Source organism: Escherichia sp. 93.0816, assembly GCF_013368855.2.
GTDB classification, from domain to species: Bacteria; Pseudomonadota; Gammaproteobacteria; order Enterobacterales; family Enterobacteriaceae; genus Escherichia; species Escherichia ruysiae.
The window spans coordinates 156973-170698 of record NZ_JABWNC020000001.1 but is presented as its reverse complement, the minus strand read 5'-3'; the positions used below and the strand labels follow the sequence as shown (position 1 = coordinate 170698).

Below are 13726 nucleotides of genomic sequence, written 5' to 3'. Positions count from 1 at the left end.
ACTAATTCGGGTGCTCACAAAGTGGGGCTAAATATTCATATAGCGTTGTTGACGAAAAGGAGGCTTCGCCACAGGCACGCACGGGAATCACTGGCATCAACGCATTACAAACTACCATCTCATCTGCCTGCATCACCTCCTCCAGCGAGGCTTGTACTTCGACAAGCTGATAAGAGGATTGTGCCAGTAAACGGATGCAGAATTGTCGCATAATACCGTTGACACCAGCCTGATCCAGGCGCGGCGTATAAACTACGTTGCTCTTGCGCCAGAACAAATTAGCCGCACAGCATTCCGTAACCCACCCTTCGCTGTCAAGAACCAGCGCCTCATCGGCGTTTGTCTGCTCAAGATGAGAGCGGATCAGTACTTGCTCAAGCCGATTAAGATGTTTAATACCTGCGAGATAAGGATTGCGTCCAAGGCGTACTGGACTTAGCGCCAGAGTAATACCCTCCCGCCGCCAGCGGGTGTAATGTTCAGGAAAGGGGGAGACAGATAAAATGCGCCCAGGCGATTCGCAGTGGGCGATGCTATATCCTCGACCACCACTGCCGCGAGTGATAATAACTTTTAAAACGCCACGCTCAGCTTGTCGTGCCAGACTTTGCATCTCATCTTCCAGTATAGGCCAGTCGGAATAAGGAATGCTTAAACGGGAGCAGGCTTCACGTAAACGTGTTAAATGCGCGGTCAAGAGTACTACCTGCCCACGGTTTATCAAAGCCGTTGTAAAACATCCATCACCGAACTGAATGCTCCTGTCACAAGCCGGTAACTCATTGTTACATTTTCCATTAATTAAAAACATTCACTTCCCCAATAAACAAAGAAATACAGTAAATATTTTAGCTTCTATGTTCAAATTTATCTGTTCACTGGCCTCTTTTTGATTGCCCAAAGATATTTATACAACAGCACACATTTAAATCATCAATATTATTGTACAAATCCCCCAGCAATCCTAACAAACCTCACCACCAATCATACACAATACGAATCAATTAAGTATGCCTAAAAACATATTTAAGTAAAAATAAGGTGTTTAACGTTTTGTGCTTTAATATTATATTTTTTCCTGAGGAATTTAAAATTCACTGGAGTGATGGCAGTGCCTTTGTACTGTCAAAGTAAGCATATTTGCTGCAATCTCAAGGATAATGTAAATGAAATTCAAACTAGCCGCTCTGGTTTTAGTAACAACTGCTGGTCTTAGCTCTGTAGCCTCTGCAGATGATGGTAAAATAAACTTTATTGGAGATATCATTGAATCAGGCTGTGAAGTTAACAGTACGCTGTCATCTCCAATGACAGTGAAATTAGGCACAATTGCTAAAACAGCTTTTAACGCTACGGCTGGGACTACTGCTGCAAATACCAAATTTACGCTGGTATTAAAAAATTGCCCGAATGAGCTCAAAAATGTTGCTGTTAAATACGATGGTACTCCGGATCAGATCAATCAGGATGCTTTACAAGTTACTGATTACGGTACAACCGGTGTAGCAAAAGGTGTTGCAATTCAGCTCATGAATTCTTCCGGTAGCGTGCTGCCTCTCGGTACTGAATCCGATAGCACGGCTCTCAATAGCACTGGCGACACTAACCTGGACTTCTTTGCACGTTATATCGCTACAGAAGATACCATAGAGGTTGGTAGTGCAAATGGTACTGTGAACTTTACGTTAGCGTATAACTAAGATACGCCTGATTTTAATATAATTACGTCAGGTAAAACCGAGTTACTCGGTTTTACCTTTTAAAGGTTTTTGAGATGAAATTATCGACTTATTTTCTTGCTACTGCATTGTTATTATCCAACTCTGTTGCACAGGCGGGTGTCATTGTTGGGGGAACACGAGTTATTTATAACGGCGATAAAAAAGAAACGTCTCTGCACCTGAAAAATCCGGATAAATCCTCCTACCTTATTCAGTCATGGGTCGATGGAGATCCGCAAACTAACGCCAAGGCTCCTTTTATTATTACCCCCCCTCTGTTCCGCCTGGGCGCCACTGAAGAAAATGCGTTGCGCATTATTCGCGCTGGAGGCAATCTGCCGACAGATCGCGAAACGATGTACTGGATGAATATTAAAACGATACCCGCAACTGAAAAGCAGGAAAATGTCAACACCTTGCAAATTGCCATTAAAACGCGAATTAAATTGATTTATCGACCAAATGAGATTGCGTCCACTTTACCAGAACAAGTCGCGAAAAATTTGACCTGGCGACGTAGCGGACAGCAAATCACTGTCACCAACCCAACTGCTTACTATATGAACTTCAGTCAGGTCAAGATTGGCGGAAAGGCATTACCTGATGCCACATATGTTGCTCCTATGAGTAGTGCGACATTTCAAATTCCAGCCAACACAACAGGAAATGTAAGCTGGACAATCATCAGTGATTACGGTGCAGCAGGCGACGTACACAACGCTTCTTTGTAAGACGCCATTTAACTGCATAAGGATGTGTAATGAGTTCAAGAATCAATAAAAAGAAAATGATACGGAACAAAATTGCCTGTTTCGTTGCTCTGCAATGCGCCCTGTCTCTCGCCTCATCGGCATATGCACGCGAATATTTTAACCCCGCATTACTGGGAATCGACGGCCCAGGCTCAGGTATTTCAGATCTTAGCGCTTTTGAAGAGGGTGTCGGTCAGATTCCTGGAACCTATCGTGTTGACGTTTACCTAAACAAAATGTCGCTGGGTACACACGATATTACTTTCAGTATGCAGAAAGACCTTCAGGGTCAGAACATATTGCAACCATGTATATCGGTGGAAAAATTAAAGCAATTTGGTGTTCGTACCGAGTTATTCCCGCAACTTATCAATAAAGAAGGCTGCGCCAATCTCGCGGCAATTCCGATGGCCTCGGCAAAACTCATTTTTAACCGTCAGCAGCTAATGGTGGAAATACCTCAAGCGGCAGTCGAAGCGAAACCGCGTGGATACGTGGCACCTGAAAATCTGGATGAAGGAATAAATGCGTTACTGCTGAACTACAATTTCACCGGTGCTAATACAAAATCGCGTGATAGCAATTCATCTGATTCTGACAGCTATTATCTTAATCTCCTTCCTGGATTAAATATCGGGCCATGGCGCTTACGTAATTACAGTACCTGGAGTCGTAACACTTTTGGTAGTGATACCCAGAACAACTGGGATTCTCTGTATACCTATGCCCAGCGAAATATCATTTCGCTCAAGAGCCAGCTCACGCTTGGAGAAAGTTCTTCTCCGTCAGATATGTTTGATAGCGTTCCGTTTCGCGGTGTGCAGCTAGCTTCTGATGACGATATGTTACCTGACAGTATGCGTGGTTATGCGCCTGTTGTACGCGGAATCGCCAGAACCAATGCGCAGGTTATTGTTAAACAAAATGGTTACACCATTTATCAAACTTATGTTTCGCCAGGCGCATTTGAAATCACGGATATGTATCCGACCGGAAGTAGCGGCGATCTGGACGTAACGGTTAAAGAAGCGGATGGCAGTGAACAGCACCAGGTTGTTCCCTTTGCATCGCTCCCCGTGTTGCAACGTGAAGGCCGCCTGAAATATAGCGTGACCAGCGGGAAATACCGCTCTTATGACAGTCGTGTTGATAAAGAGTATTTCACGCAAGCAACAGCCATATATGGCCTGCCCGTTGGATTTACCTTGTATGGCGGTGGGCAATTCTCGCAACATTATCAATCATTAATTTTAGGTATGGGTAAAAACCTGGGTGAAATGGGCGCCTTATCTATCGATACCGCCCAGGCTTGGTCCCAACAGCAGGAACAAGAGAAAACCAGCGGTCAGTCAGTACGGGTACGCTATAGTAAAAACATTCTCGCCACCGGGACTAACGTTTCTATCGCGGGCTATCGCTATTCCACATCGGGTTATTATTCACTGCAAGAAACGCTCGACACCTGGCGTGAAAATAATCAAAACATGCCAGAACGGCGGCGTAACCGAGCGGAGTTCCTGCTTAACCAAAATCTTGGGCAGAATGCTGGTTCAGTATCGCTTAATGCCATTAGCGAAGATTACTGGAACAGCGATCGACAAATGCGTTCTGTTGGCGTTGGCTACAGTAATAGCTGGAGTGGCATGACTTACAGCCTGAATTACAGTTATAACCGTAATACCAACGACAATAGTAATTACCGCGACAATAATACAACGCGTAATAAGTACTACAATAGCGATCAGATTTTCTCATTTAATATCAACATTCCATTAAATCGCTGGTTGAATAACAGTTGGGCAAGCTACAGTCTGAATACCAGTAAACACGGAGATACCAGTCATTCTGTAGGCCTGAATGGTTCTGCGCTTGACGATCAGAACCTCAACTGGAATATTCAGGAAAGTGAAACGGATCACGGTGTAGGTAATGGCGGTTATGCCAGCCTGGACTATCAGGGAACCTATGGTCGCGTCAATGCTGCGTACAGCTATGACCAGAACCAGCACCGGGTGAACTATGGTATTGATGGGGGTATTGTTGTTCATGCCAATGGCATCACCCTAAGCCAGTCCCTGGGAGAAACCACTGCACTGGTTGAAGCGCCAGGTGCCAGCGGTGTAAATATCAGTAACCAGACCGGTGTAAATACCGACTTTCGTGGCTACACGATCGTTCCTTATATCAGCCCCTATCGTGAAAACACTATTTCACTTAACACTGAAGCATTACCTGAAAATGCAGATGTTGAGCTCTCCTCACGTACCGTAACGCCGACACGTGGCGCTATTGCGCGAGCAAACTTTAATATTCGCATAGGTAATCGTGTATTAATGATGCTGGATAAACCATCGGGAGAAGCGATACCTTTCGGAGCCATTGTCACCCTGCTTAACAGTGAAAATGCAAACAGCTTTATCGTCGGCGATAACGGACAAGTCTATATGACAGGTATGCCGGACAGTGGTGTACTCGCCGTTAAATGGGGAAACGATGCGCACCAAAATTGCCGGGTTGAATTCAACGTCACTCAACAGCAATCGACAAATAGTGTATTAGAGAGCCATGGAAGGTGCGAATAAATTGAGCCAGAAAAGAGGAAACAATGCTATGAATAAACAAAGGGTAATCATCTTTCTTATCTCAGGCATTGCATTACTGCCGTTAACAACAACAGCATCGCAATTTCGGACTGATACTGCACAGGTAGTCACTTACTCTCATGATTTTTCAACGTGGAGCATACCAACGAGTGTAGGTGGAACAACCTGGTTTGATGACTGGAATAAATTGTATTGGATCGATATCGCGTCCGGAGGTTCTGGCAGTGCATATGCCGATCTTACAGTAAATGGGACGGTGGTCGGAACAACGGGCGACGGAGCAACCATATATCAAACTAGCAATCCAGGTATTGGCATTGCATATCAACTCAATTTTTCAACTCCAACAGATACCACACCAAATTTGGCGAAAGCAGCACCTCACACGCTGACTTTCCCGGAAGGTTTAAGCAAGAGTGGTTACCTACACATCAAGTATGAATTAGTTCGTCTTACAGAGCAGATACCGCCAGGACCTCTTGTCGCTGTTCCTGACGTCACATTAAATTATCACAACCCGCCGGGAAGCACTTATTCGGATAAATCATTTCTTGCACGCTCGGGAGTTTCTTCGCAGCCTACCATGACGCCATGCACGATAAATGCCCCAAAAGAAGTGAACCTTACAACACTTTATGGCGGTAATGCAGTCAGTGGGGCACAGCTGGCTACGCCAATACCTACGATAACATTAACAAATTGTCCGGGCGCAATTACGGGTATCTCTTACAAATTTAGCGCCTTATACGGAACTCACGGCTCGGTGGATGGCGTGATGAACGGTGAGACCGGAACCGGCTATGCGCAAGGCGTATATGTGCAATTTCAAAACCCCGATGGAAGCGGATTCGATCAGTTTAACAATAACTTTGCATTGAATTATATCGGCTCAGGTGATTATACAATACCCGAATATAAAGTAGCTTATTACATTGACGATGTTAATAACATAACCACCGGCCAGGTAAAATCCGCATTGCAATTTACTGTACAATATAATTAAGGAAAAATGATGAATATAATATGGAAGCGTAAGTTTATAATATTTGTTATCGCCAGCAGTCTTCTGGGGGCTTCCTCCGTTAATGCGGTAGATATCAATATTAATGGATTAGTACTGGCATCTCCGTGCGTCGTTAATGGTGGGAATAATGCCGTGAATGTAAATATTGGCGATAATATTCAGGCGGATTCTCTTTCGGCTGCGGGAAGCGCATCCACCTGGAAAGACTTCACTTTGCAATTAACCAATTGCCCACTCTCAACCTCCAGCTTTAGCGTCGCTTTCTCTGGTACGCCGGACGATGATATTGCCACAAACTACGCCAATACTGGTTCAGCAACCAATCTCTCTCTTGAGCTCACTACGCAGGATGGTTCTACAACGTTAGGTAATGGTTCATCAATCAATAATACCCCTATTCCTGGTTCTCACGCCTATGACCTTCAGCTTCGTACGCGGGCTGTATCGAAAGGAAATGTGATGCCTGGATCAATCACCGGCCTGGTTCAGGCAACATTTACTTATCAGTAACAGGTGCTAGCGCCATGATTACTCAACGAAGTGCCACAATTTTTACCTTACTGGTAACGCTCTGGCCTTTATGTGCATTTCACTCTGCCCAAGCGGCTGATATTAACATTAATGGCACGGTGGTAGCATCAGCATGTGTCATAGACACACAAACGAAGGATCAAACTGTCAGGTTTGAGCAGGCGCGAGCCGTTAATTACGACACGGTCGGCCATACCAGTGAGTGGCAGAACTTTAGTCTGAATTTATCTTCTTGCCCTGCATCAACAAGCAGTGTTACAGCGTTGTTTACCGGGGAAAGCGATCTTGTTGACCAGACGAAGTTCGCGAATACACTTGGGGATGCCACCGGGATGGCGCTGCAGATTATGACGGATGACCACATAACAGAAATTAGCCCGAATGGTAAAATGACGGTAAACGTCGACCAGGCCAGTAGAAAAGCGACCTTCCCACTTGCTGCACGGATGTATACCCCTACCGGTACGGTCACGGCAGGTGAATTCCATACTGTTGTGCAGTTTACGTTTACTTATCAATAAGTTGACGTAAAAAAAGCGAAACACATTGTGTTTCGCTTTTTAACTATCGACTTAAGGATTAAACGCGTTTAAAGATCAACGAACCGTTAGTACCTCCAAAGCCGAAGGAGTTACACAGGGTATACTCCATTCCGCTGACCTGACGCGCTTCGTGCGGTACGAAATCCAGATCGCAACCTTCATCCGGGTTATCCAGGTTGATGGTCGGCGGAACAGCCTGATCGCGCAGTGCCAGGATGGAGTAGATAGACTCTACCGCACCCGCCGCACCTAACAGGTGACCGGTCATGGATTTCGTGGAGCTTACCAGCACACGGCTTGCAGCTTCACCGAAGATGGTTTTCACTGCCTGCGCTTCGGCTTTATCGCCAGCAGGCGTTGAAGTACCGTGCGCGTTAACGTAGCCAATCTGGCTCGCTTCAATACCTGCATCACGCAGAGCATTTGCCATTGCCAGAGCTGCGCCTGCGCCATTTTCCGGCGGCGACGTCATATGATAGGCATCGCTGCTCATACCAAAGCCGACGAGTTCAGCGTAAATTTTCGCACCGCGTTTTTTCGCGTGTTCGTACTCTTCGAGCACCAGCATACCGGCACCATCGCCCAGTACGAAACCATCACGCTCTTTATCCCACGGGCGGCTAGCCGCTTGCGGGTTATCATTGCGGGTAGATAATGCACGTGCCGCGCCGAAACCGCCAACGCCCAGCGGCGTACTGGCTTTCTCTGCGCCACCTGCAACCATCACGTCAGCATCGCCATACGCGATAATACGCGCAGCATGACCAATGTTGTGCACGCCGGAAGTACAGGCGGTCGCGATAGAGATGCTTGGGCCACGCAGGCCATACATGATAGTCAGGTGACCTGCCACCATGTTCACAATCGTTGACGGAACGAAGAATGGGCTGATTTTACGTGGACCACCGTTCATCAAAGATGTGTGGTTTTCTTCGATCAGTCCGAGGCCGCCAATCCCGGAGCCAATTGCGGCACCAATGCGGGTTGCGTTCTCTTCCGTTATTTCAAGGCCAGAATCCTGCATGGCCTGAACGCCAGCGACAATTCCATATTGAATGAAGGCATCCATCTTGCGCTGTTCTTTGCGCGAGATAATGTCCTCACAGTTAAAATCCTTTACTAAGCCAGCAAATTTCGTTGCATAGGCGCTAGTATCGAAATGGTCGATTAGGCTGATGCCACTCTGACCGGCAAGCAGAGCTTTCCAGGTAGACTCTACGGTATTGCCGACAGGAGACAACATGCCCAGTCCGGTCACAACTACACGACGCTTAGACACGTTTGTCCTCCAGGGAGGGAAAAAAATGATTCTAGTGGGACAAAAAGATAAAACTCAGGCGGTCGAACGACCGCCTGGAGATGTTCACTTACGCCTGGTGGCCGTTGATGTAATCAATGGCAGCCTGAACGGTGGTGATTTTCTCAGCTTCTTCGTCCGGAATCTCAGTATCAAACTCTTCTTCCAGAGCCATTACCAGCTCAACGGTGTCAAGAGAATCCGCGCCCAGGTCTTCAACGAAAGAAGCATTGTTGGTAACTTCTTCCTGCTTAACGCCCAGCTGTTCGCCGATAATTTTCTTAACGCGTTCTTCGATAGTGCTCATACTCTTAAATTTCCTATCAAAACTCGCTTTCGCGATGGTTTTCGTAGTGTATAAAATGTTGAAAAATTTGCAACTAAATCCCGGCAGGTCTTACCACGATTTTACGTTATTTTGAGGCCATACCCCCCAACAACGCAAATCATTTTGCACTAATTATTACTCATAACCACGCAGACTGCGCGCAACATGAGCATTTTGTGCAAATCGCGGTCAGACCATGTACATCCCGCCGTTCACATGCAAAGTTTCACCCGTGATGTAAGCTGCTTCGTCGGATGCCAGGAATGCAACCGCGTTGGCGATTTCCTGTGCGCCGCCGAGGCGACCCGCAGGAACCTGCGCCAGGATACCCGCACGCTGGTCATCGCTCAGCGCACGTGTCATGTCCGTTTCAATAAAGCCCGGAGCAACAACGTTTACAGTAATACCACGTGACGCAACTTCGCGCGCCAGGGATTTACTGAAGCCGATCAAGCCCGCTTTCGCCGCAGCGTAGTTGGCCTGACCGCCATTTCCCATGGTACCAACCACAGAACCGATAGTGATAATACGACCATGACGCTTTTTCATCATAGCGCGCATTACCGCTTTTGACAGACGGAAAACAGATGAAAGGTTGGTTTCGATAATATCGTTCCACTCATCATCTTTCATTCGCATTAACAGGTTATCACGAGTGATACCGGCATTATTGACCAGGATATCGACTTCACCAAATTCTGCGCGAATTTTTTCCAGAACAGATTCGATAGATGCCGGGTCGGTCACATTCAACATCAGACCTTTACCGTTATCACCTAAATAATCGCTGATCGCCTGAGCACCGCTTTCACTGGTCGCAGTACCGATAACTTTCGCGCCACGAGCTGCGAGCGTTTCCGCAATTGCGCGACCAATCCCACGGCTTGCACCGGTTACCAGTGCGATTTTTCCTTCAAAATTCATGTTTTTCCTCTTTTAAAGCTCGAGCGCCGCTGCCATCGCTGAAGGTTCGTTCAGCGCCGAGGCGGTCAGGGTGTCGACAATGCGTTTTGTCAGGCCAGTAAGCACTTTGCCTGGTCCCACTTCATAAAGATGTTCAACGCCTTGCGCTGCCATGTATTCAACAGATTTCGTCCATTGAACCGGATTATACAGCTGACGTACCAGCGCATCACGGATAGCATCGCCATTGGTTTCGCATTTCACATCAACGTTATTCACAACCGGAACGGTTGGGGTATTGAAGGTGATTTTCGCCAATTCAACAGCCAGTTTGTCGGCAGCCGGTTTCATCAGCGCACAGTGAGACGGTACGCTCACTGGCAACGGCAACGCACGTTTTGCGCCCGCAGCTTTACAGACTGCACCTGCACGCTCAACCGCTTCTTTATGACCGGCAATAACGACCTGCCCCGGAGAGTTAAAGTTTACCGGAGAAACCACCTGACCTTCTGCAGCTTCTTCACACGCTTTCGCAATAGACGCATCATCCAGACCGATGATTGCCGCCATAGCGCCCGTTCCTTCCGGTACGGCTTCTTGCATAAACTTGCCGCGCATCTCAACCAGACGCACTGCATCAGCAAAATCAATCACACCAGCGCAAACCAGCGCGGAGTATTCACCCAGGCTGTGACCGGCCATCATCGCCGGTGCTTTACCGCCCTGCTGCTGCCACACACGGTACAGCGCAACAGATGCAGTCAACAGCGCAGGCTGGGTTTGCCAGGTTTTATTCAGTTCTTCGGCAGGCCCCTGCTGAGTCAGCGCCCACAGGTCGTAGCCCAGCGCCGCAGAGGCTTCAGCAAACGTTTCTTCGACAATAGGATAGCTCGCCGCCATATCAGCCAGCATTCCAACGGTTTGAGAGCCCTGTCCAGGGAACACAAATGCAAATTGCGTCATCTTTAAATCCTTATCCTAGAAACGAACCAGCGCGGAGCCCCAGGTGAACCCACCGCCAAAGGCTTCAAGCAGAACCAACTGTCCAGGCTTAATACGCCCGTCGCGTACAGCTTCATCAAGTGCACAAGGCACAGAAGCGGCCGAGGTATTACCGTGTCGATCCAGCGTCACGACAACATTGTCCATAGACATGCCGAGTTTTTTCGCCGTCGCGCTGATAATACGCAAGTTCGCCTGATGCGGAACCAGCCAGTCCAGTTGGGAACGATCAAGGTTATTTGCCGCCAGCGTCTCATCAACGATGTGCGCCAACTCGGTTACCGCAACCTTGAAGACTTCGTTGCCCGCCATGGTCAGATGAATTGAATTTTCTGGATTCACACGGTCGGCGTTAGGCAATGTCAGCAATTCACCATAGCTGCCATCGGCATGAAGATGCGTGGAGATAATTCCAGGCTCTTCAGAGGCAGCAAGTACCGCAGCGCCCGCGCCGTCGCCAAAAATGATAATGGTCCCACGATCTGTTGGATCGCAGGTGCGCGCCAGTACATCGGAACCGACGACCAGAGCATACTTCACCGCACCAGATTTCACATATTGATCGGCTACGCTCAACGCGTAGGTGAAACCTGCACAGGCTGCAGCAACGTCAAACGCCGGGCAACCTTTAATGCCCAACATGCTTTGAATCTGACATGCTGCGCTCGGGAAGGCGTGCGTGGCAGAGGTTGTTGCCACAACGATCAGGCCAATCTGGTCTTTATCAATGCCCGCCATTTCAATTGCACGCGTCGCCGCTTCGAAGCCCATGGTAGAAACGGTTTCGTTTGGCGCGGCAATGTGGCGTTCGCGGATGCCAGTACGAGTGACAATCCACTCGTCAGAGGTATCCACCATTTTTTCCAGATCGGCGTTTGTCCGCACTTGTTCGGGCAGATAGCTGCCAGTACCAATAATCTTCGTATACATGTACGCTCAGTCACTTTTCGGTTATATACCGTCACTTGCAAACTGCGAGTTCGCTGGCAGCGTCCTGCTACCGCAGAGATCCGCTTTTGCCACCGTCCAACAGCTCAAAACCAGCTGGGTATACAGATTCCAGGCGAGCGGCAATTCGCTGAGGAACTTGTCGCTGCACCGCCTGCACTGCCTGTTCAATCGCGACCGCAAAAGCTCGCTGATTGGCTGCACCATGACTTTTTATCACCGTGCCGCGCAATCCTAACAGACAGGCGCCGTTATACTGGTCGGGGTTGAGGTGACTGAATCGCCTCGTCAGGCTCTTTTGTAGCCAACGCTTTAATAACAGTAGCCACCACGACCGTTTTTTCCCTTCTCCCTGAGATTTCAGCAGAGAAAGGAACATCCTGACAACACCTTCCATCGTCTTTAATGTGACATTTCCTGTAAAGCCGTCACAGACCAACACATCTGTCTTGCCAGTTAATAACTCATTGGCTTCAAGATAGCCGATATAATTGATAGAAGGGATTGTTTTAAGCACCGCTGAGGCATCCCGAATGCTGTCGAGACCCTTTACTTCTTCTTCACCAATATTGAGCAACGCCACGCGAGGATTTGGAATTTCCACCACCTCTTCAGCCAAAACTGAGCCCATAATGGCAAATTGCACCAACATTGTGCTGTCACAATCGACGTTGGCTCCTAAATCGAGAACCACCGTTTTGCCCTTTTGTTGATGCGGTAACACCGTCACCAACGCCGGGCGCTCAATCCCCTCCAGGGGCTTGAGTAATAATTTAGCCAGCCCCATCAGCGCCCCGGTATTGCCAGCACTGACACAGGCTTGCGCTCGACCTTCTTTCACCAGCTCCAGCGCCACGCGCATTGAGCTACCGCGACTGGCGCGGATAGCCTGCGAAGGCCGGGCATCACTGGCGATAACTGACTGCGCAGGAATAATCTGCAAACGCGAACGTTGTTCAAAATCAGCTTTAGCAAGTAATGGCGTGATGGCGTCGGGGTTACCGACTAAAAGAAGAGTGAGTTGCGAATTAGAGTTCAGTGCCTGCAAAGCTGCAGGCACTGTCACAGAAGGGCCAAAATCGCCCCCCATGACATCTAACGCCAGGGTTAGACGTGTCAAGGTATCGTCGCCGCCCGGTTTGGTCTTTCCCCAGTTTCCTGGGGAAAATCCTCACTAAGCTTCATCACGCAGATGCGTGATTACTTAGCGATGACCTTGCGGCCACGGTAGTAACCGTCGGCAGTGATGTGGTGACGCAGGTGTTTTTCACCAGAAGTTTTGTCTACAGACAGGCTGGTGACTGCGGTCAGCGCGTCATGGGAACGACGCATGCCACGTTTGGAACGGGTTGGTTTATTCTGTTGTACGGCCATGGACCTTACTCCTCAATTACGGTTTATCCCCGATCCAACGGGGAGCACCAATTACTTACGCTTTAAGCTGGCTAATACGGCAAATGGGTTTGGCTTTTGCGCTTCTTCAGGCAGTTCACCAAAGACCATGTCCGCTTCGGACACTTCACAGTGTTCAGAATCATGCACCGGAACTACCGGCAAGGCGAGGATGATTTCATCTTCAACCATTGCAAGCAGATCGATTTCACCGAATTCGTTAACCTCAATCGGTTCATACGCTTCCGGCAGTGCTTCAGCCTGTTCGTCTGAACGCACAGGACTAAAACAATACGTTGTGTAGACCTGATGAGTAAACGGCTTCCCGCAACGCTGACACTCGAGCGTTACCGTCACCTTCGCATCGCCGTTTAACACTGCGAGACGTTGGTTATCGATAGCGAACGACATGGAGCATTCCACATCACTGTCCACACTGACTACGGATTCGGCGACGCGCTCAACCTGATCAGGAGTATAGATACCCTGGTAATCAAGGCGTTTTTGAGCCGTACGAACCGGATCGAGAGTCAGGGGTAATTTTACCTTTTGCATAGGGCGCGCATATTAACTTTGTAACGTCATAGAGTCAAAGAAAAAGGCAGCCTGTGGTTGCCTTTTGCCAATAATTCGCACACATTGCGGGTTACTGCTTTATTTTCGTTCAGTGCTGATAACGAACA

15 protein-coding genes are annotated in these 13726 nt (G+C 48.2%); 6 read left to right on the top strand and 9 right to left on the bottom strand.

All coding sequences use genetic code 11. The features are described from left to right. Position 1: 1 nt before the first annotated feature. Complete coding sequence (pabC, locus tag HEM79_RS00840; RefSeq protein WP_176241224.1) at positions 2 to 811, bottom strand: aminodeoxychorismate lyase; 810 nt, start codon at positions 809 to 811, stop codon at positions 2 to 4. A 355-nt stretch (positions 812 to 1166) separates the two neighbouring features. Here pabC and HEM79_RS00835 point away from each other — a divergent pair, with 355 nt between their 5' ends. From HEM79_RS00835 to HEM79_RS00810, 6 genes are all read left to right on the top strand, one after another. Continuing rightward, on the top strand, positions 1167 to 1700 hold the full coding sequence (locus HEM79_RS00835; RefSeq protein ID WP_175119336.1) for a fimbrial protein: 534 nt from the start codon (positions 1167 to 1169) through the stop codon (positions 1698 to 1700). 74 nt (positions 1701 to 1774) lie between these two features. Then, positions 1775 to 2452 (top strand): fimbria/pilus periplasmic chaperone, encoded by a 678-nt coding sequence (locus HEM79_RS00830; RefSeq protein WP_176241225.1) that lies wholly within the window; start codon positions 1775 to 1777, stop codon positions 2450 to 2452. Between the two features lie 29 nt (positions 2453 to 2481). Continuing rightward, positions 2482 to 5055, top strand: coding sequence for a fimbria/pilus outer membrane usher protein (locus HEM79_RS00825; RefSeq protein ID WP_176241226.1), 2574 nt, complete (start codon positions 2482 to 2484; stop codon positions 5053 to 5055). Positions 5056 to 5083: 28 nt separating this feature from the next. After that, positions 5084 to 6079, top strand: coding sequence for a fimbrial protein (locus tag HEM79_RS00820; protein WP_176241227.1), 996 nt, complete (start codon positions 5084 to 5086; stop codon positions 6077 to 6079). 9 nt (positions 6080 to 6088) lie between these two features. Then, a complete protein-coding gene (locus tag HEM79_RS00815) occupies positions 6089 to 6610 on the top strand; it encodes a fimbrial protein (RefSeq protein ID WP_176241228.1) in 522 nt (173 codons plus the stop codon). Between the two features lie 14 nt (positions 6611 to 6624). Then, entirely contained in the window at positions 6625 to 7152 is a 528-nt protein-coding gene (locus tag HEM79_RS00810) for a fimbrial protein (RefSeq protein ID WP_065226607.1), read from the top strand. A gap of 58 nt (positions 7153 to 7210) precedes the next feature. On the opposite strand, the gene fabF is transcribed toward HEM79_RS00810, so the two are convergent. The 8 genes from fabF to yceD all read right to left on the bottom strand — a co-directional run bounded on the left by fabF (position 7211) and on the right by yceD (position 13598). Continuing rightward, a complete protein-coding gene (fabF, locus tag HEM79_RS00805; RefSeq protein ID WP_000044680.1) occupies positions 7211 to 8452 on the bottom strand; it encodes a beta-ketoacyl-ACP synthase II in 1242 nt (413 codons plus the stop codon). Between the two features lie 88 nt (positions 8453 to 8540). Then, positions 8541 to 8777 carry an acyl carrier protein gene (acpP, locus tag HEM79_RS00800; RefSeq protein WP_000103754.1) on the bottom strand — a complete coding sequence of 79 codons (237 nt, stop codon included), beginning with the start codon at positions 8775 to 8777 and terminating at the stop codon, positions 8541 to 8543. Between the two features lie 210 nt (positions 8778 to 8987). After that, positions 8988 to 9722: a 3-oxoacyl-ACP reductase FabG gene (gene fabG / locus HEM79_RS00795; RefSeq protein ID WP_001008544.1), complete on the bottom strand. Its 735-nt coding sequence runs from the start codon at positions 9720 to 9722 to the stop codon at positions 8988 to 8990. A gap of 12 nt (positions 9723 to 9734) precedes the next feature. Then, the gene (gene fabD, locus HEM79_RS00790; RefSeq protein WP_176241229.1) at positions 9735 to 10664 is read right to left on the bottom strand and encodes an ACP S-malonyltransferase; all 930 of its coding nucleotides are present in this window, start codon (positions 10662 to 10664) and stop codon (positions 9735 to 9737) included. A 15-nt stretch (positions 10665 to 10679) separates the two neighbouring features. Next, positions 10680 to 11633, bottom strand: coding sequence for a beta-ketoacyl-ACP synthase III (fabH, locus tag HEM79_RS00785; RefSeq protein WP_000288127.1), 954 nt, complete (start codon positions 11631 to 11633; stop codon positions 10680 to 10682). Positions 11634 to 11700: 67 nt separating this feature from the next. Continuing rightward, positions 11701 to 12771: a phosphate acyltransferase PlsX gene (plsX, locus tag HEM79_RS00780; protein WP_000197577.1), complete on the bottom strand. Its 1071-nt coding sequence runs from the start codon at positions 12769 to 12771 to the stop codon at positions 11701 to 11703. 80 nt (positions 12772 to 12851) lie between these two features. Beyond that, a complete protein-coding gene (gene rpmF, locus HEM79_RS00775; protein WP_000290727.1) occupies positions 12852 to 13025 on the bottom strand; it encodes a 50S ribosomal protein L32 in 174 nt (57 codons plus the stop codon). A gap of 51 nt (positions 13026 to 13076) precedes the next feature. Next, positions 13077 to 13598, bottom strand: a complete 522-nt coding sequence (yceD, locus tag HEM79_RS00770; protein ID WP_001174481.1) for a 23S rRNA accumulation protein YceD — start codon at positions 13596 to 13598, stop codon at positions 13077 to 13079. Positions 13599 to 13726 lie beyond the last annotated feature (128 nt).